The organism is Streptomyces sulfonofaciens, assembly GCF_014656295.1.
GTDB classification, from domain to species: domain Bacteria; phylum Actinomycetota; class Actinomycetes; order Streptomycetales; family Streptomycetaceae; genus Streptomyces; species Streptomyces sulfonofaciens.
Map to the genome: position 1 here is coordinate 1 of NZ_BNCD01000040.1, position 19,005 is coordinate 19,005.

Sequence of the window (19,005 nt, forward strand, 5' to 3'; positions counted from 1 at the left end):
ATCTTGACGGCGAGCTGGTTGAAGACCACGAAGTCGCCGGACTTGGTGTAGACGGCCTCGTTCTGCGGCATCTTGGGATTGATCATGGTGTGTTCTCCTTCGGATGGTCAGTGGTCGTCGGCCGGCGCTCGGGCGGTGTCCGCCCGGCCGCCCGCTCCCCTTCGGTGGGCGGTTCCTCCGCGGCGGGGGGACGGTCCTCCCCCGGCGAAGGCCCCGTGAGCGCCGCTCCCCTGGCCACCGCCCTGCCGAGCCACAGGCCCGCCATCTGGGAGGTGATGATGGACAGCAGGACGAGTGAGGTGAAGAAGCCCTGGTCGATGACGAGGGCACCGTAGGTGACCGAGGCCAGGACGATGCCGGGCCCGCCGCGGGCGTTCATCGCGATGGCGAGGTGCGTGGCCGTGCTGTTCCGCTCGCCGGCCAGCCGTGCGCCCAGCCAGACGCTCAACGACTTCGCGACGCAGGCGAGGACCAGGAACCAGCAGAAGAAGAGGGCGTCGAAGTGGTGGGCCAGGTCCAACTGGACGCCGACCACGGCGAAGTAGACGGGGATGAACACACCGAGCGCGAAGGACCGCAGCACCTCCTGCGACCGGCGCTCCTGCGTCGTCACCGCGTCCGCGGTGCACATCCCGGCGACCAGGGCGCCGAAGATCGGGTCGATGCCGAGTCCGGAGCAGGCCGCGCACAGCAGGAAGAGGAAGATCAGCCGGAAGGCGACGGGACTGCGGGCCGCCACGGCGTTCAGCCGGGTCACCGACAGCCTGGCGAACAGACCGGGGCCCCAGCGGCGCAGCAGCGCGAGGAACAGCAGCGGTACCACGGCGAAGTAGACGTAGAGGACGGCGCGCGGCGGCTGGCCGGCGCCGACGAGCGACCACAGCCCGTAGGTGTCGGACGACTGCGCCTGGGACACGCCCAGGATGACCGCCAGCATCACGTAGAGCAGCACGTCCTCGATGACGGCGACGGCCAGCACGATCCGGGCGAACAGCGAGCCGAGGATGCCGAGGTCCAGCATGATCCGGGAGATCACCGGCACGCTGGTCACCGCGATCGCCATACCGAAGACCAGCGTCAGCGTGGTGGGCGAGCCGTTCGGCCCGGACAGCTCGGCGGGGTCGATCAGCCCCGAAACCGCCAGTCCGAAGCCGAACGGCAGCACGAGACCGAGGACGGCCACGAGGCCGATGGTGCGCCGTTCGCCGCCGCTGCCCCTCCTGCGCAGCTCCGTGCCCGTGAGGTAGACGAGCAGCAGCAGTCCGATGGTCTGGAAGACGCCGATCGCGGTGGCCACCGGGCCGGTGGGGGGCAGCAGCCAGCGCTGCGCACCGGGCGCCAGCACGCCCAGCACGGTCGGGCCGAGCAGCAGGCCACCGGCTATCTCACCGATCACCTGCGGTTGCCGTGCCAGGGCGAACAGCCGGCCGCCGGCGTGCGCCGTGACGAGCAGCACGACCACGGCGAGCAGGACGTGCGCGGTGTCGACGGTCTTCAGCGACATGGCTCAGACCTCCCTCCGCCGCGCGGCGGCGACTGCTGTGTGCACGAGGTGGACCGCGGCCAGCCCGTCGTCGAACGTGGGGGCCGTGTCGATGCCGGTCGCGATGTCCTCCGCCAACCGCTTGTAGGGGTTCATGTCCTGCGGCCCCGTCTGCCTGCGCAGCGAGCGCGCCCCCGTGGTCAGGGTCAGTACGGCGGATCCGTCGGTACCGTCGGCGGTGACCCGTATGACGCCCCTGCTGCCGGTGAGGACCGCTTCGAGCCGGCGTGGTTCTGGGCTGATCCGGGAGACGGCGACCCGGCCGCGGGCGGCCTGGCCGAGCGGGCGCAGCTCGGCCTGGGCCAGGTCGTCCACGTCCACCTCCACGGGTCCGCCGGGACCCTGCCGGGTGTCGAGGACCCGGTGCGTCCAGGCGGATCGCACCTCCCACGTGGGATTCCCCGTCGCCCATCGCAACAGGTCGAAGGCGTGCACGCCCAGCTCGGCCAGGGCGCCGCCCGCCGTGTCGCGGCGCTGCCGCCACGGCCACCGTGTCCGGGGGCCGACGTGGGAGTCGTCATGGAGGGCGAGGTCGACGGCCACGAGCTCGCCGACGTCACCGGCCAGCAGCGCTGCACGAGCCTGGCGCAGCGCCTCGTTCTCGCGCCACTGGAAGGGCGTGTAGGCGCGGCTGTAGCGGGCCGTGGCGAGTTCCGCGAGCCCCAGTGCCGTGCGCGGGTCGGCGGCCAGCGGCACCTCGCAGACCACGAAAAGGTCGCGCCGCAGCGCCTCGGTGACCAGCTCCGCGTGGGCGTGGGTGGGCGTGGCCACGACGACGCCGCCGAGTCCGGCGCGCCGGATCAGCGCGAGGGGATCGGTGCCCGCCTGCGCGCCGGGGTGTTCCCGGGCGAGCCCGGCGGCGGCCGCCTGGGTGGCGCAGGCGATCCCCGCCACCCTGAAGCCGGGCACGGCGGACAGCCACTTCGCGTGCACGGCTCCCCGCCCGGCACCGATGAGCGCCACGTCCATTCCGGGTTCCTTCCCCGCGTTGCGGTGTTCTGATCCGGCGGCCCGGTGCTCTTCCGGTCGTGCGGCCCGCCGGTCCTGCGTGGTCCGGTCGGGATCCCCGGGCCGGGCGCGGGGGGTCCCATGGACGAGCGGCCCCGGTCCGGGCACGGCCGCCCGAGGTCATGGGGCGGGGTTCCGCTCCGGCGCGGGCGCCGCGGGGCGCGGGTTCCCACCGGGGTCCGGTTCCGTGTGGCGGCCTGCGCGCTGCGTGGTCGGTGGTGTCCGTTGTCCGCCACGTCGCGAGCCGGCCTCCAGCGCCGCACGACGGACCGCCGCCGGCGCGTCACCGCGGGCAGCCCACCCGCTCGCCTCGGCCGGGCGCCCGCCCCGGGCGCGCGGCGGTTCGGGCCGCCCGAACCGGCAGGAGCACGGCGGTGCCGCGCCCGCGGGCGTACGGCGAAACGGCCGCCCGGCCGCCACGGTCACGCCGAGGCGGGCAGGGCGCCCTGACGCCGCCGTCGTGCCGTGCGCTCCCCAGGTGGCATGCGCGCCGTGGCACGGTCGTCCTTCGGGATCTGCACCGCGCGCACCCGCACGAGGCTGCCGCGGTCGGCGGCGGCACCGCGGTGCCCCGCGGGACGCCGTCAGGAGCGGACAGCGGCCGGCGTGGCGACGGCGTCCCGGATGCCGCGCAGTTTCCCGGCCAGTTCGTCGGGGGTGAACATGACGTTCTGCGACTGGGTGTCGGTGGAGGGGTACGCCGTGTTGTAGACGTTGGAGAAGTCCCGCTCCCGAGGGCCGCGCAGCACCATCGTGCAGGTCATGGCCTCCATGGGCAGCACGACCCGGTGGATCCTGTGGTACTGCAGGTGGTAGGAGTTGCCCCGCTCCTCGACGCTCTCACCGGTCATCTCCAGCTCGGCCTCGTCCACGAACTGGTAGAAGTTGGCGTACGAGGACACGCCCAGCTTCTCGGGGCTGTAGCGGTACTGCCGGAAGAGGGTGACGGGGTTGCCGGCGGGCACGTCGCCCTGCGCCGCCTGCCTGCGGCTGTAGTTCTGCGAGACCAGCCGCCCGGTGAGAACGGTCGACCAGAAGCTGAACCGGTGATCGTGGATCAGCTCGTCGTACAGCTCCTTCTCGGTGTACGGGGGGCACCACGCGTGCAGAGTGAGCCGGTAGCCCCGCGGATCCCCGGAGTCGACGAGCACGATCTTGTCGAAGTGGTTGACGTGCCGGTAGGAACGAGCCGCGATCTTCTCCAGCATCTCGTCGTCGCGGAGGTACTGGTCCAGCAGATGCGTCATGCACGGTGCGGCGCCGACCCGCTTCACCAGGTGGAGGTTGTACTCCTTTTGACGGTCGCTTTTCGCTTCCGGGAGCCCTCTGAGTAAGGTCTCCAAATCCTGCGGCCCAAGGCCACTGAGCACCCTTTCCGGGGTCGCAAACACAGCCATCGCACCTCCTCCTGTGAAGATCCAAGAATTCGCCCGACTCGTTATGGGCGGCCGGAAAAAACCGGATTGCGTCTTCTGAGAATCCTCACTCGGCGGACAGCCTCCAACAAGTGGCCCAAAAGCGCAACACCTTTGGAGGTGGCCGATCGGCTACCTCTTTGGAACCATTGGCAGTTGCACCTGGCGGAATACCCCTGTGCAACCGGCAACCGGAAGTCATCGCTCCGCGAGTATCGGTCCGGTAACCGTGCATCCGTGAGACAGGAACAAGACAGCGCCGCAGCCGTGCCCCGGTCGCGGCGGGGGCCGGTGCGTGCGGGGCCGTGGGACGAGCCCCGCCGGGCGGGGCGATGGCGGGACCGGTTGCGCGCCGGGCGGGCACCGGACGCGGATTCCGCGTGGCCAAACGGGTCCCCCTGCCCGGGTGCGGGTCCCTGGGCGAGAGTGGACGGGCCACAGTACCGAGCGCAGAACGGCGCGCGGGGCGCGCGCGAGGTAGGGGACGGAGCGCAACAGGGGCGCGGGCGATGCGCGAACCGGCGCACGGTGGTACTCCAGTTGCCGACGGATCCGCCGCCCGGCACCGCCACGGGCTCAGGCACGAGCGCAGACACAAGGCCAGGACACCACAGGCGGCACGGAACACAGCGGCACAGCGGCACGGGGCACAGCGGCAGGTTCCCCTTACAAGGAGCGCGGACGTTGCAGACGCCCCCCTCCCGGCCGACGGCGCGCCGACGCCGCAGGCCAGGCCCACTCCATGCGGGCCGCGGCGCCCCGGACACACGCACCCGAGGTCCACTGCGGGCCACCCCCGGGGGGCGGTCGGCGCCCCGGGGACGAGGCCCGCGAGACGCGCGGGCTGCCGAACCCGCCGACCGTGCCCGGCTCGCCCGACTCGCCCGCCGCGGACGGCCGTGACCGACCATTCGGTCCCATTAGGTAAGTTGATCAGCCGAATGGTCAGTACGGGAGTCGGCGGGCGGGGTTTTCGAGTGGTGGGTGGTTCACGGTGTGAGTCCGCGCGGTCCCGTTCTCCGTTGTTCTCGACAGGCGCTCCCGCCGGCCCTGGACCGCGGGTCACCGCGGCGCGGCCGGTGCCGGCTCCGGGACGGGGCGCCCGGTACCCCTGGGGCTGAGGGTGCACCCCGGACGAGGTGCACAGAAAGTTGCCCGAGAGTTCGCGTCGCCCGTGCGCCGGGGAACCGGCGCGATGGGGAGGACTCTGTTGTAAGTGTGGGTATCTGACGAGAGTGAGGAGGTGCTGTGCGAGTGTCGTCAGCAAAGTGCGGGCGCCGGTACCGCGGCGGTGCGGTCGGCATCGCCCCGGGACGACGGGTCATACGGCGGGCGGACACCCGTTACCCGACCGGCCGGCCCGCAGCCGCTCCGCCACGCCGAGGAGTCACGGTCGTCGCGGAGGGCGCCCCGGCCACCCCGTCCCGATCCCCCGTCACATCGGCCGGAGGCCTTGGGCGTTTACGGCGACCGGCTTCCGACCGGCCGTCGTTTTTGGCCGCTCTCTCCTGGGGATGGTTCTGAACGGGCTGTTCCGTCTCGGTGACACGTGAAAATCTCTGCCGCATACACGGAACCTGGCGCGGCACAGAAAATGAGGAAGGCCTGCGGTGTGGCGCAAGTGTTTCGCTTCGTCCTGCTGGGAGCGGTTCGAGCATATCGAGGTGATGCGGAAATCCGCGTAGGCCCACCGCAACAGCAGGCCGTACTGGCCATGCTGCTGCTGCGCTCCGGGCACGCGGTGTCGATGTCCAGGCTCGTCGAGGCCCTGTGGGGGGACAAACCGCCGAACCGGGCCGTGACGACCGTACGGACCTACGCCTGGCAGTTAAGGCGTCTGCTGGAACCCGATCTGACGGTGCCGCGCACCCTCGTGTCGGTCGGGGACGGCTACCAGATGAAGGTGCCGCAGACGGCCATGGACGTCTGGCACGCCGAGTCGCTGCTGCGCTCGGCGACACAGGCGCGCGCCCTCGGGCACCACGAGAAGGCGAGCGGTCTGCTGGACCAGGCGCTGCGGCTGTGGCGCGGCGACCCGCTGGCCGGAGTGCCCGGACCCTTCGCCCAGCGGCAGCGCGAAAGGCTGGAGGAACTACGGATCGCCATCCAGGAGGAACGATTCGACCTGGCACTTGCCAGCGGTCAGCACAACATGGTGATCCCCTCCCTGATCGAGCTGACGGCCTCCTACCCGCTGCACGAGCGGCCGCACGGGCTGCTCATGCGAGCGCTGTACGCGGCCGGCAGGCAGGCGGACGCCCTCGCGGTGTTCAGCGACCTCAGAGGCCGGCTCGTGGAGGAGCAGGGCGTCGATCCGGGTGCCGAACTGCTGGCCGTGCAGCGCCGGATCCTGGAGGGCGATCCGACACTCGTGGAGGGGGGGCCGGCGCCCGAGGAGCACGGGCACCAGGACGCGTGCGCGGCGGACCACGGCGGCGCGCACGGGGACGAGCCGGCGGATGGGCGCCGGGAGGAGAGCATCCCCGCGGTGCCCGTCCCCGCGCAGTTGCCGCCCGACCTGCCGGACTTCACCGGCCGGGCGGTCCACGTCACCCTGCTGTACGACCTGCTCACCGCGCCCGGCCGGGGCGTGCCGACCATGGTGGCGATCACCGGGATGGGCGGCATCGGCAAGACCGCGCTGGCCCTGCACATCGCTCACCGCGTACGGCACGCCTATCCGGACGGCCAACTGGTCGCGAACCTGCACGGCAGCGACGAGGCGCCGGCCGACCCCGCCGTGGTGCTCGCCGGGTTCCTCGTGGCGCTCGGCGTGCCCTCCGAGCAGGTGCCGGACTCCCTCGACGAACGCGGCAAGCTGTTCCGGTCCGCGCTCGACGGCCGTCGGGTGCTCCTGGTGCTGGACAACGCACACGACGCGGCCCATGTGATGGACCTGCTGCCCGGCTCCGCCGACTGCGGGGTCATCGTGACCAGCCGCCCGCGCCTGTTCGGCGCACCGCTGACCTTCCAGCTCGGGCTGGAGGCATTCTCCCCCGGCGAGGCGCTCGGCCTGCTCGGCGCGGTCATCGGGCAGCAGCGGCTCGCCGGGGAGCGGTCCCAGGCCCAGGAACTGGTCGAGGCCTGCGGCTATCTGCCGCTGGCCATCCGGATCGTGGCCGCCAGACTGGCCGGCCGGCCGCACTGGTCCATAGCCACGCTGGCCGCCCGGCTCCGCGACGAGCAGTCCCGCATCGCGGAGCTGCACGTCGGCAACATGGCCATCAGCGCCGTGTTCGAGATGGGCTACCGGCAGCTCACGCCCGAGCAGGCGCAGGCATTCCGGCTGCTTGCGGTGGCCGGCTCGCCCGGGATCGGGCTGCCCGCGGCCGCGGCGGTGCTGGCGATGGACGAGGACGCGGCGGAGGAGCTGCTGGAGTCGCTCGTCGACGCGGCCATGATGGAGTCGCCCCGGCCCGGTCGCTACCGGTACCACGACCTGCTCAGGGTCTTCGCCCGGCAGCGGGCGCGCGAGGAGTACGCGCACGACGACGGCGACGAGGCGCTGCACCGGCTGCTGGCGTACCTGCTGGCCACGGCGTGCAACGCCTTCGCGCATGCGGTGCCGGGCGATCCGGTGGCCCAGGCGCTCGGCCCGCTGTCCGTGCCGGGCCTGTACTTCTCCGACGTGCACGCGGCCCGGGCCTGGGCCGGCGACGAGATCGGCACCATCACGGCGACGGCCCTCTGTGTCGCCGAACGCCATCCGACGGTACGGACGGAGTTGCTGCGTCTGGCCATCGACCTGCTCATCGCCGTCAGCCCGTTCAACCAGGAGGCGTCCGGCGGGCATCTCCTGACGGCCGTCCGTGCGCTGCTGCGGACTGCCGAGCAGGTCGGCGACCCGCGCACCATCGGCAGGGCGCGGCTGCTGCGCAGCACGCTGGCCCTGGGGGCAAGCTGCCCCGCCGAGGCCGAGCGGCACGCCAGGGCGGCCATGGTGGCGGCCAGGCAGGCGCAGGACACCGCCATCCTGCGCCAGGCGCTCAACGACCTCGGGCTCGCGGTGCAGTACGTCCGGCGCTACGACGAGGCGGTGGCCTACTACGACGAGGCCATTGCCCTCGCCCGCGAGCTGGGCCACCGCTCCGGCGAGGCGGCCACCACCATCAACGCGGCGCTGGCCCGGGTACGCAGCGGACACGCCGACCAGGCCGTCCCCGCCTGCGAGAAGGCGCTGGTGCTGCTGCGCGAGGTCCGCGACCACGCGGGCGTGGCCTACGCGCTGTACGTGCTGGGCCTCGCCCTGCACGAGCAGCAGCGCTACGAGGAGGCGGTGGCGCGCTACGGCGAGTGCCTGGCGGTGTGCCGCTCCATCGGCGCACGCGACCGGGAGGCGTACGCGCTGTACCGACTGGCCGAAACGCTACGGGTGACCGGCCGGCTGCAGGAGGCCGCGGACTGTGCGACGGATGCGGCCGCGCAGTGCGAGAAGATCGGCTCCGCCCGGGACCACGCGCACGCGCTCATGGTGCTGGGACGGGTGCAGGGCGATCTCGGCCGGTACGGCACCGCCCAGCGCCATCTGAAACGCGCGCGGACGCTCTTCGCCGAGCTCGGTCTTCCCGAGTCGGCGGACGCCGAACGGCTCCTGGAGAGCCTGCTCCAGGAAACCAGGGAGTGACCGCGTCCCCGTGCGGGTGACCGTCCGCGGCCGGGCCGTCCGCCCGGTCGCGGACGGTCTCCGGCTGCCGCCGGCCGCCGGTGCGCACCGGGCTCGGCCGTCTGCCGCGGTGCCGTGCGGCGCTGACGTGCGCATGGTCAGGAGCGCCTGCGGCGCGCCGTCACGAACCGGTGCTGTTCCACGGGTCGCCGTCCGCCCCGGGTACCTCCTCCGCGGCATGGTGAGCAGTACGCGGATAGGACGCGGCAGAATCTGCCCATACTCCGGCGAAACGGTATTCGTGCGTCACGGATGAGCCTTTTGTCGGCGCCACGGTGCACCCTCTTCGCTGTTTATGGAGCGACGTTCACGCATTGGTAGATGAATGTGGTACCACAAGCCACAGGGCTGTCTGTGCGGTTCAATCAACAGGACATCAATACCCCAGGTCATCCGGTGTCATCGACCTTGTGGGGCCTTTTTCGGCCGTCTTCCCGGCCGCGGGGGATAAAGACACCCCCGGAAAGGAAAGTCCTGAAAGTTCCGGAAGTCGCTGCGATCCCCGGAAGTGGCTGCGGTCCCGGAAGTCGCTGCGGCCGCGGCGGTCCCGGCGGCACCGTTGGCGCTCGGCAACACCGCTGGCGCTCGACTGCACCGTTGGTCCCGACGGGCGGCGCGGCACGGCCCGTGCCGCCCGCCGGGGGTCCTTCGCTAGTCCACCGACGCGGGCGCGGGCTGCTGCCCGGTCTGCTCGGGCGTCCCCTCCGCCTGCGGGGGGCGTGCACCGGGCAGGTCGACCTTGCCGACCGCCACCGCTATGGCGGCCGCCACCAGACAGCCCCACAGCAGGCACATCCCGGGTACGGCGGTACGCGTCGCACCGGCGAGGGCCGCGGCCACCAAGGGGCCAAAACTGGCCACCGTCGCACCGAGTTGATAGGTGATCGCCAGGGCGGAGTAGCGGTGCTCGGGCGGGAACATGTCGATCAGGAACGCCGAGATGGCTCCGTAGACCGCGGCGTGTCCGATGCCCATGGCCAGGACGAAGGTCAGGATCACCAGCGTTCTGTCGCCCGAGGTGAGCCATTGCGGCGCGACCAGGCCCACCAGCGCACACACCGCGTACCCGAACAGCAGCACGGGACGGCGTCCGTAGCGGTCGGACAGCAGACCGGTGACCGGCAGCAGCACCGCCTCCACCAGCGCCCCGATCAGCAGCCCGTTCAGCACCTCGGAGCGGTGGGCGGTCGCCGGGCCCGAGGAGGCGTAGGAGAGCAGGTACACCGAGTAGACGCTGACGATCATCGCCAGGCCCAGGGAGGCGAAGCCGCCGCGCAGCACCGGCACCGGCCCCTGGCGCAGCACACCGGCCAGCGGCACCCGCACCCGCTCCCCCGCCTGCTGCACGCGCACGAACTCCGGTGACTCGGCCACGCCGAGCCGGACGAACACGCCGATGGCCACCAGGACGATCGAGGCGAGGAACGGCAGCCGCCAGCCCCAGCTCAGCAGCGCGTCGGACGGGAGCTGGGAGACCAGCCGGAACATCGCGGTGCTCGCGAACAACCCGAGCGGGAAGCCGCTCGCCGGGAAACTGGCGTACAGGCCGCGGCGGTTGGCGGGTGCGTGCTCACCGCTCATCAGCACGCCGCCGCCCCATTCACCGCCGATGCCGATGCCCTGGACCACCCGCAGGGACACCAGGAGGATCGGGGCGGCGATCCCGGCCTGCTTGTAGGTGGGCAGCACGCCCACGAGGAAGGTGGCCACGCCCATGATGAGCAGGGTGAGGACCAGCATCGACTTGCGGCCGATCCGGTCCCCGAAGTGCCCGAAGATCACGCCGCCCAGGGGCCGGGCGACGAACCCTGCGGCATAGGTGGCGAAGGAGGCCAGTGTGCCCGCCGTGGGCGACTGGCTGGGAAAGAACAACGGCCCTAGCACCAGGGCCGAAGCCGTCGAATACAGGTAGAAGTCGTACCACTCGATGGCACTGCCGATGGTGCTGGCCAGCAGGACCCGGCGGGGTACCGAACGGGGTGTGACGGGCAGTCCCGGAACCGGGACCTCGATGCTTCCCGCAGCCTTCAACGCCAGCCTCCGCAGGATTCGCGTGTCTCATTCACGATGGATTCTTTCCATTCTCGTCCTGTCATCCGGCAGCACATGGGGTGGAAAGAGTGACGAGGCCGGTCGCCCGCACTGACGACCGCACCTCGATCTTCGGTTCTACTCGGGCCCCCAAACAGTTGTCCAGGACCAGACGTTTCACGCCGGGCGATCATCGTGCAAGGTTGCCCCGCCCTGGTCGGGCGGCGAAAATCCGACGGACTAGCGGAGGCGACGGTGGAGGGTACATGGACGCGGACACCGGCACCCAGGACGTCTGGACCGACGACGAAGGCAACGAGGTGGTGTGTCTGCGGCGCTGGAAGGCAAGTTGGCCGGCCGACGACCGGCACGCCAATTTCAAGACGGAAGTGACGACCTACGGGCTGCTCGACCCCCTGGTCACCCTGCGGGGCATGTCCCGCAACCTCGACATCCCCATCGGCGCCATCGCCCGCTACGTCCTGGCGAAGTGGGCGACCGGCGGGAGCGGTGGCCTGCTCGAACTCGGTCCGGTGATGGTGCCCCGGATGTGGGCGCCGATCGCCGCGGCGGAGGAGGCCGACGACGACGAGGAGCGGCTGAAGGCCTACCACCAGCTCCGCCAGATGATCTCCTGGCTGAAGGTCCCGCTGGACGACCCGTCGGTCTACCCGGCGCAACAGGACTGACCGGCCGAACGCCACGTTCGGACGGGGAATTTCCTCAGTCGAACACGCCGGCCCGCGCAGCTCCAAAACCTGTGCCGCACACCCCGCGACAAGGGAGGCTTCCGTGCACGACGAAGCCAGATACGACCATGTAGTGCTGATCTCCATCGACACTATGCGCAGCGACGCGCTCTCCTGCAGTCCCCGACCGCTGTGGCCGCACAAGTACCGCGACGTGCACCCGGTGCGGACCACGGTGCTGGACGAACTCGCCGGCTCCGGCGCCTACTTCCCGAACGTGATCAGCGCGGCGCCGTACACGGCCGCCGCGCACGGCGCGATCTTCAGCGGACAGTATCCGCTCCACAACGGCCTGCACGAATTCTACAACGGCTCGCTGCGCGCCCCCTCGGTCTTCACCTACGGGCGCCGTGCCGGGCGGGCCACGGTGCTGAAGACCGACTTCCCGATCATCCTCGGCCCCGAACTCGGTTTCACCCGCGAGGTGGACACGTACCTCGTCGAGGACGACGAGGGCTTCATCGACGCGGTGCTCGCCAACGACTCCACCGTCGCCTGCGCACACTTCGGTGCTGTGCACTCTCCCTACGGCTTCCACAACCTGAAGTTCGGCGGGGACGCCTACCGCGAGAAGGTCGCCGAGCTGACCGCGGACCTGCCCAAGTCGCTGCCGTTCACCGATCTGCTGGTGGAGAGCTACCGCGATCCCGAGGACACCCGGCTGCTGGTGCACTACAAGCGGGCCATCGCCTACCTGCACTCGCAGGGGCAGTACGACCGGCTCCTGCAGCTCTACCTCGACGGCGTCCAGCACTTCCTGGAGACGCGCTTCGCGCCGTTCGTCAACCGACTGCGCGAGCGGGTGGCGGCGGCGGGCAAGCGCATGCTGCTGGTGATCTTCGCCGACCACGGCGAGGAGTTCGACGAGCGGACCAACGGCCACTTCAACTCCATGGCCGAGGCCGTACTGCGGGTACCGCTCATCGTCGTCGGGGACGACGTCGCGCCCGCCGTGCACCAGCACCGCATCCGCACCGTCGACATCGCGCCCACCGTGCTGGAGCTCGCCGGCATCCCTTCCCCGGCCACCGGCGTCTTCGACGGCGACTCGTTGGCGGCCGTGGCGCGCGGCGAGGACACGCTCCGCTGCGACGCACCGGCCATCGCCGAGGCGTACACGTCGGAGCTGATCGAGTTCGTCACCTACCAGCAGCGCCAGCTCGCCGGGCAGACGCCGGGGCCGCTGCGGCACTACCTCATCGGGCACACCGCCTACCTGGACGACCGGCGCGTGGTGCGGCTGACCCGTCAGTACAGCGAGTGGTTCCAGAAGATCAACCCGACCGACCAGACCTGGGTCGAGCGGTTCGACGAGGAGGGTGTACCCGTGCCGGATCCGGACGCCGACGGCACCGACCTGCTGGCCATGCTGGACGACTACCGCACCGCGCTGCGCGAACCGGAGCAGGTGTCCTTCACCGACGAGATCCGGGGCCAACTGCGGGCCCTCGGCTACTCGGTCTGACATGGGTACCGATTCCGCCGGCCGGGACCGCTCCGCCGCGACCCAGCCCCGGCTCTCCAGCGACCTCGGCGGCCCCGGCTGGTCGCCCCGGCCCGCCGCGCACCACGAGGAAGTGGCGGCAGGCCTGCTCTGGGCGCGCTGCGGCTACCGGTCCGAGTGCGCCACGCTGCGCGAGGTGCTGCTGACCCGGCCGCCCGACAGCATCGCCTCGGTCACCGACCCCGCCGCCCACCTGATGACCGCGCCGGTCGACGCGGGGCTGCTGCGGGAGCAGCACGCCGCGGTCGCCGAGGCCTACCGGCGGCACGGCGTGAGCGTGCACGTCCTCACCCCGCCGCCCACCGCGGATCCGAACATCATCTTCGCGCGGGACCTGTTCCTGGCCACTCCCGAGGGTGTGGTCCTCGCGCGCCCCGCCTCGGCCCAGCGCGCCGGCGAGGAGCGGTACGCCGCGGCGGCGCTGGCCGCGCTCGGCGTCCCGCTGCTGCGCACGATGACCGGCCGGGCGGTCTTCGAGGGCGCCGACGCGCTCTGGGTCGACGACCGGACGGTCCTGGTGGGCCTGGGCCTTCGCACGAACCGCGAGGGTGCGTCGGTGGTGCGTGCGGTCCTGCGCGAGCAGGGCGCCGAGGCCGTCTTCGTACCTCTCGGCCCCGGCGTGCAGCACCTGCTGGGCTCGGTCGTCTTCGTGGACCACCGGCGCGCCGTGGTGCACAGCGCCGCGCTCGGCGACGAACTGCGCGCGGAACTGCTGCGGCGCGACTACGAGCTGCTGGAGCTGCCGCCGGACGAGGAGGTGGTGGGGCGGCGGGCCATGAACCTGGTGGCGCTGGGCCCCGGTCGGGTGCTGATGCCGGACGGCTGCCCGGTCACCCGCCGCCGGCTGGAGGCCGCCGGCCTCCTCGTCGACGCCGTGGACGTGAGCGAGTACGTCAAGGCCGCCGGCGCGCTGGGCTGCCTGACCGGCATCCTGCGACGCGGCGGACCTGACGGGGACGGCGGCGGTGGGACCGGCTGACGGGCCGGGCGCGTTAGCGCGGTGGCGCGGGCGGGCCTGCCGGGGCGGACAGGGTCTGCCCCTTCAGCTCGTGCGGGTCGGACCGCAGGTCGTAGGTCTCCACCGTGTCGGTGCCGATGTGCCAGATCACCTTGCGGCGGCCGTCGTGGTCGTCGTCGTGCAGCCGTACGGCGGCCAGCGGCGTCAGGTCGGGGTACTGCCCGTCGGCCCGGCGCTCCTCCGGGTAGTACGTCTCGCTGTACGCGGGGCGGGAGGCGCCCTCCTGTCCCGGGCCGAAGAACTCGGCGAGCGACAGGCCGTCCAGGTCCTCCTTGTCCATGCCCAGCAGGTCGAGCACGGTCGGTGCGATGTCCACCAGGCGCACCTGCTGGTCGACCTCGACACCGCTCGGCAGCCCGGGCGCGCTGATGATGAGCGGCACGTGCTGGGTGGCGTCGAAGAGCAGGCAGCCGTGCCCCTCCTCGTACGGGTGGCCCAGGGAGCCGGAGTGGTCGTTGGGGTACCAGCCCGCCAGGTCCTCGCCGTGGTCGGAGAAGCACACGATGAGGGTGTCCTCCAGCGAGTGCCCCATCTCCTCGATGCGCCGCAGCATGATCTGGAGGTAGTGGTCGCTGTAGGCCACCTCGCCCTCGTACGGGTTGGCCGCCGTGGGGCAGAAGTCCTCCGGGGGCTCGTACGGCCAGTGGGCGTCGAAGAAGTGGGCGAAGAGGAAGAACGGTCCGTCCTGGCGGGACAGCCAGTCCATCGCCCGGTCCACCACCAGGGGGGCCCGCTTCAGGGCCAGGCCGCGCTTCTTGACGTCCGGGGTGGTCAACGGGTCGCTGCCGTCGGGCAGCCGCGGGATCTCGTCGTCGTAGTGGTCGAACCCGCGGTTCATTCCGTACCACTTGTTCAGACCGGGGCAGGACACCACCGCACCGGTGGCGTAGCCGGCCGACCGCAGCCGCTCCGCCAGGGTGGTGACGCCGGCGTCGAGCTGCTCGCGCAGCAGGTGGCGGATGCCGTGCCGGGCGGGCTGCAGCCCGGTGAACACGCTCGCGTGGCTGGCGGGGGTGAACGGCACCGACGAGATGGCCTGGCGGAAGGTGACGCCGCCTCGCCGGAGGGACTCTATGCCCGGCATCTTCCCCGAGTAGGCGACGTCCGCCCGGACGGTGTCCAGGGAGATGAACAAGATATTCCGCACTGCCTTCCCTTCCCCATGCTGCTGATTGGCCATTGATCGCTTACTGATTGGGTCTTCGTACTCTGCCTGACGGAGGGGATGTTCTGCTACGTCCTGCGAGCTGGAGGTCCGATGTCGCTTGAGGAAGAGATTGGACGCCAAGTACCAGAGGACCTGGTACACATGATTCCGGTCAATTCCTTGTCAGTCGTGGATTATCCCCGCCTCGAAGGGGAGGACCTAGAACATACCCAGCTTCTGCTCACGTCCGAAACCACCCTGCCCCCCATCCTCGTCCACCGGCCCACCATGCGGGTGATCGACGGAATGCACCGGCTGCGGGTCGCCAGGCTGCGTGCGCAGCAGGAGATCCCGGCCCGCTTCTTCGAGGGGTCCGAGGCCGACGCCTTCGTGCTCGCGGTGCAGAGCAACGTGCGCCACGGGCTGCCGCTGACGCTGTCGGACCGCACCGCCGCGGCGGCGCGCATCACCCAGTCCCATCCGCAGTGGTCGGATCGCGCCATCGCGCGCGTCAGTGGTCTGTCACCGAAGACCATCGCCGCCATCCGCCGGCGTTCGACTGAGGACATTCCCCCCTCGAACACCCGCATCGGCCGGGATGGCCGGGTCCGCCCGATCAACGCCGCGGAGGGGCGGGTACGGGCCGGGCGGCTCATCGCCGCCAATCCCGGGATGCCGTTGCGGGAGGTGGCCAAGGAGGCCGGGATATCCGTCGGCACCGCTCACGACGTCCGTGAGCGGCTGCTGTCGGGACGTGACCTGGTACCTGCCCGCAGCCGACGCACCGCCCCCGCCGCGGGGCCCGAGGAGCGCACCGAGGAGGACATACCGCAGCTCGCGGCCCGAGCCGCCGGGCCGACCGCGCTACGCGGCCGTGACCGGAACCCGGTCGCCCTGCTGCAAATACTGCGCAAAGACCCGTCGTTGCGATTCACCGAAACCGGTAGGGCCCTGTTGAGACTGTTCGACGCGCAGGCTCAAGTCGTGCAAAAGTGGGATCGACTCGTTGACAGCGTCCCCCAACATTGCGCCGAAATGATCGTCGATCTCGCGGATGATTATGCCAGGTCCTGGCACGAGTTTGCGGCGCAATTGCGCACCGTCGCCCACGACGGTGACCGGCGGATCAGCGGCTGAACGCCCCGGAGCAAAGCCGACCGAAGAAGGAGTGTTCCATGGCACCCAAATCCCTCGCCCTGGAGCTGTACGCGAATGCCGATGAACTGGTCGACCACCACTTCATGAACCAGATGCGTGAGCAGGACGCGACGCCGGTTCCGACCGACCCGTCGAAGCCCCGCTTCACCCTGGTCGTCGGCCCGTCCCCGTTCTCCATGCCGCGTGGCTGGGAGTTCTTCCTCACCTCGCCCTACGAGGGCGCGAGCTACATCTCCACGGTGCTGCACAACGCCGGCTACCCCGTGAAGATCATCGACGTCCGGTACGACCTCGACCCGCTGAAGACGGCGTACGACCAGATCATCGGCCAGACCGACGTGCTGGGCGTGTGCACCTTCGAGGACAACTTCCCGTTCTGCCGCGAGCTCATGGCGAAGGTGCGGGAAGCGGAACCGAACATGCCGATCATCGCCGGCGGTTCGCTGGCCACGTCCGTCCCGCACGTGTTCATGAAGGACACCGCGGCGGACATCGTCGTCGTCAGCGAGGGTGAGATCACCATCCTGGAGCTGATGGAGAGCTACACCGCCGGCAAGTGGTCGCGTGACCTGCCCAACATCCGCGGCATCTGCTACCGCACCCCGGAGGGCGAGGCCAAGCGCACCCGGGCCCGCGGTCAGATGATGGACCTCGACGCGCTGCCGAGGATGCGGCTCGACCTGTGGCCGCAGTACCACAGCCCGATGGGCCTGCAGCCGCAGATCATCTCCTCCTACAGCCGCGGCTGCAAGATGGACTGCTCCTTCTGCTACCGCACGACGCCGCAGGTCAGGGCGAAGTCGCAGGAGAAGATGGATAAGGACATGGACTGGCTCAAGAGCCAGTACGGGATCGACTTCTGCTTCTTCGTCGATCTGACGTTCAGCTCGCACCGCGGCCAGACCATCGAGATGTGCGATGTCATCAAGGACTACGACATCCGCTGGACGTGCCTGACCCGCTGTGCCGACATGGACGTCCCCAGGGTCAACGCGATGCGGGACTCCGGCTGCGACATCATCCTCTACGGGGTGGAGTCGCTCGGCACCGACGTGCTGCGCGAGGCCCGCAAGGGCAGCAGCGAGAACCTGACCGTGCGTGCCATGCGCACCACGTTCGACGCCGGTGTGCGGTTCGGGTCCCTGCTCATCGTCGGGCTGCCCAACGAGAGCGAGGAGTCGCTCGGCCACATGGTCGAGTTCGCCGAGACCTACAACCACGTCACGCGCGTGAAGTACCTCTCGGCCATGCCCGGCACCACGATCTACAAGAACGCCCTCGCCTCCGGCCAGATCCGCTCCGAGATCGACCACCTCAACTGGCTGTCGGTCGAGCAGGCCCTGCACGAGGACGAGTTCCTCAACGTCAGCGGTCTGTCGGAGAAGGTCTGCCGGGACGCCTACAAGCGGATCTACGACGCCTACCAGCCCGGTCCGGTGATGGAGTTCCGCCACTACCCGGAGCACTTCCAGTACTTCCACCCCAACCCCGACGACGCCCAGGAGCGTTCGACCTCGTACGCCGGCGAGGGATGGCGTGCGGAGTTCAGTTCCGGTGCCGGCCCGCTGGCACCCGGCTCCGACCGGTTCACTCTCGACAAGTGCGCCGACCCGGAGATCGCAGCGGCCGGCAGCAGCCTGATGGACTGCGGCGCCAAGAAGATGGAGCCGCTGGTCACCGTCGGTGATGCATGACGGGCCCAGGACCCGACAGCCCCATCCTGATCATCGGCACCGAACGGTCCGGCTCGAACCTGCTGCGGCTCATCCTGGACGCACATTCGCGGATCACCATTCCGCACCCGCCGCACTTCATGCGGTTCCTCGCGCCGCTCGCCAGGTCCTACGGGGACCTGGGCGACGCGCGGAACCGCGCCCGGGCCGTCGGTGACGCCCTCGGCCTGCTGCGCCGGCACATCCACCCTTGGCCCCATCAGGTCGAGGCCGGCCGGATCATCGCCGATCCGGCCGGGCCGGGGCTGTTCGGGATCGTCGCGGCGATCTACGAACAGCACCGGGCCGCCGTGGGCAAGGCGCGCTGGGGGTGCAAGAGCACGTTCATGGTGGACCATGTCGCGGACGTACTGGGCGTCTTCCCCGACGCCCGGTTCGTCTGGCTGGTCAGGGACCCGTGCGATGTCGCCTCCTCGGCGAAGCGCGCGGTGTTCGGGCCCAGCCACCCGTACCGCATGGCCCAGTTGTGGCGGGCGCAGCAGGAGAGCGCCCAGGCCGCGTTGGACACCTGGGGCCCCGGCGTGGTGCACCTGCTGCGCTACGAGGACCTGGTGTCCAACCCGGAGGAGGAGGTCGGCAGGCTGTGCGACTTCCTCGGTGAGAAGCCCGAGCCGGCCATGCTCAAGCACCACACGTCTGCCGCCGCACGGCAGACGGCCGGCCTGGCCGGCGCGTGGCGCAAGGCAGGCCAGCCTGTCAGCGCCGACCGGATCGGTGCCGGTCGGCGCGGCCTGAACACCCGCGAACGCCTGTGGGTGGACAAGGTGGCCGGTCCGGTGAAACAGTCGCTCGGCTATCCGGTCGACCCCCGGGCAGGCACCACCCGCGCCCCGGGGGCGCTGAGTGTGGCCCTGCGCTCGGTGCAGTTGCGAGCCCGGATCGAGTACCGCTCCATGCGGGAGGACGACAACCACCGCGCCCGGCTCAGCCGGGACGTCTACATCCGGTGGCTGCGGTTGAAGGCCCTGGTGCGCGGCGGCTTTCGCCCGTCCGCCCGCGGCACTGTCCCCGCCGCACGGCGGGGGTCGGCCTGAGG

General features: G+C 70.8%; 12 protein-coding genes. 7 read left to right on the top strand and 5 right to left on the bottom strand.

Going from position 1 to position 19,005, the window contains the following annotated elements; genetic code table 11:
* Positions 1–82: 82 nt before the first annotated feature.
* The 3 genes from IE313_RS33580 to IE313_RS33590 all read right to left on the bottom strand — a co-directional run bounded on the left by IE313_RS33580 (position 83) and on the right by IE313_RS33590 (position 3,798).
* Positions 83–1,504: a cation:proton antiporter gene (locus IE313_RS33580; protein WP_189939010.1), complete on the bottom strand. Its 1,422-nt coding sequence runs from the start codon at positions 1,502–1,504 to the stop codon at positions 83–85.
* 3 nt (positions 1,505–1,507) lie between these two features.
* Positions 1,508–2,512 carry a Gfo/Idh/MocA family protein gene (locus tag IE313_RS33585; protein WP_189939011.1) on the bottom strand — a complete coding sequence of 335 codons (1,005 nt, stop codon included), beginning with the start codon at positions 2,510–2,512 and terminating at the stop codon, positions 1,508–1,510.
* Positions 2,513–3,135: 623 nt separating this feature from the next.
* Entirely contained in the window at positions 3,136–3,798 is a 663-nt protein-coding gene (locus tag IE313_RS33590; protein ID WP_229925166.1) for a hypothetical protein, read from the bottom strand.
* Positions 3,799–5,560: 1,762 nt separating this feature from the next.
* Between IE313_RS33590 and IE313_RS33595 the strand changes: the two genes are divergently transcribed.
* The gene (locus tag IE313_RS33595) at positions 5,561–8,590 is read left to right on the top strand and encodes an AfsR/SARP family transcriptional regulator (protein ID WP_189939013.1); all 3,030 of its coding nucleotides are present in this window, start codon (positions 5,561–5,563) and stop codon (positions 8,588–8,590) included.
* 690 nt (positions 8,591–9,280) lie between these two features.
* Here IE313_RS33595 and IE313_RS33600 read toward each other — a convergent pair.
* Positions 9,281–10,660, bottom strand: coding sequence for an MFS transporter (locus tag IE313_RS33600; RefSeq protein WP_229925168.1), 1,380 nt, complete (start codon positions 10,658–10,660; stop codon positions 9,281–9,283).
* A gap of 266 nt (positions 10,661–10,926) precedes the next feature.
* Here IE313_RS33600 and IE313_RS33605 point away from each other — a divergent pair, with 266 nt between their 5' ends.
* The 3 genes from IE313_RS33605 (at position 10,927) to IE313_RS33615 (ending at position 13,892) form a co-directional block, all read left to right on the top strand.
* A complete protein-coding gene (locus tag IE313_RS33605) occupies positions 10,927–11,349 on the top strand; it encodes a DUF6027 family protein (protein WP_189939014.1) in 423 nt (140 codons plus the stop codon).
* 103 nt (positions 11,350–11,452) lie between these two features.
* The gene (locus IE313_RS33610; RefSeq protein ID WP_189939015.1) at positions 11,453–12,874 is read left to right on the top strand and encodes a sulfatase-like hydrolase/transferase; all 1,422 of its coding nucleotides are present in this window, start codon (positions 11,453–11,455) and stop codon (positions 12,872–12,874) included.
* 1 nt (position 12,875) lies between these two features.
* Positions 12,876–13,892 carry a dimethylarginine dimethylaminohydrolase family protein gene (locus IE313_RS33615; protein ID WP_189939016.1) on the top strand — a complete coding sequence of 339 codons (1,017 nt, stop codon included), beginning with the start codon at positions 12,876–12,878 and terminating at the stop codon, positions 13,890–13,892.
* A 13-nt stretch (positions 13,893–13,905) separates the two neighbouring features.
* Here IE313_RS33615 and IE313_RS33620 read toward each other — a convergent pair whose 3' ends face one another.
* Positions 13,906–15,078 (bottom strand): sulfatase, encoded by a 1,173-nt coding sequence (locus IE313_RS33620; RefSeq protein ID WP_229925169.1) that lies wholly within the window; start codon positions 15,076–15,078, stop codon positions 13,906–13,908.
* Between the two features lie 111 nt (positions 15,079–15,189).
* Here IE313_RS33620 and IE313_RS33625 point away from each other — a divergent pair, with 111 nt between their 5' ends.
* The 3 genes from IE313_RS33625 to IE313_RS33635 are packed head-to-tail and all read left to right on the top strand — an operon-like array spanning position 15,190 to position 19,003.
* Positions 15,190–16,215, top strand: a complete 1,026-nt coding sequence (locus IE313_RS33625; protein WP_189939018.1) for a ParB/RepB/Spo0J family partition protein — start codon at positions 15,190–15,192, stop codon at positions 16,213–16,215.
* 38 nt (positions 16,216–16,253) lie between these two features.
* Positions 16,254–17,930: a B12-binding domain-containing radical SAM protein gene (locus tag IE313_RS33630; RefSeq protein WP_189939020.1), complete on the top strand. Its 1,677-nt coding sequence runs from the start codon at positions 16,254–16,256 to the stop codon at positions 17,928–17,930.
* Positions 17,927–19,003, top strand: coding sequence for a sulfotransferase family protein (locus tag IE313_RS33635; RefSeq protein WP_189939022.1), 1,077 nt, complete (start codon positions 17,927–17,929; stop codon positions 19,001–19,003). The genes IE313_RS33630 and IE313_RS33635 overlap by 4 nt, the downstream gene beginning before the upstream one ends.
* The last annotated feature ends 2 nt before the right edge of the window (positions 19,004–19,005 follow it).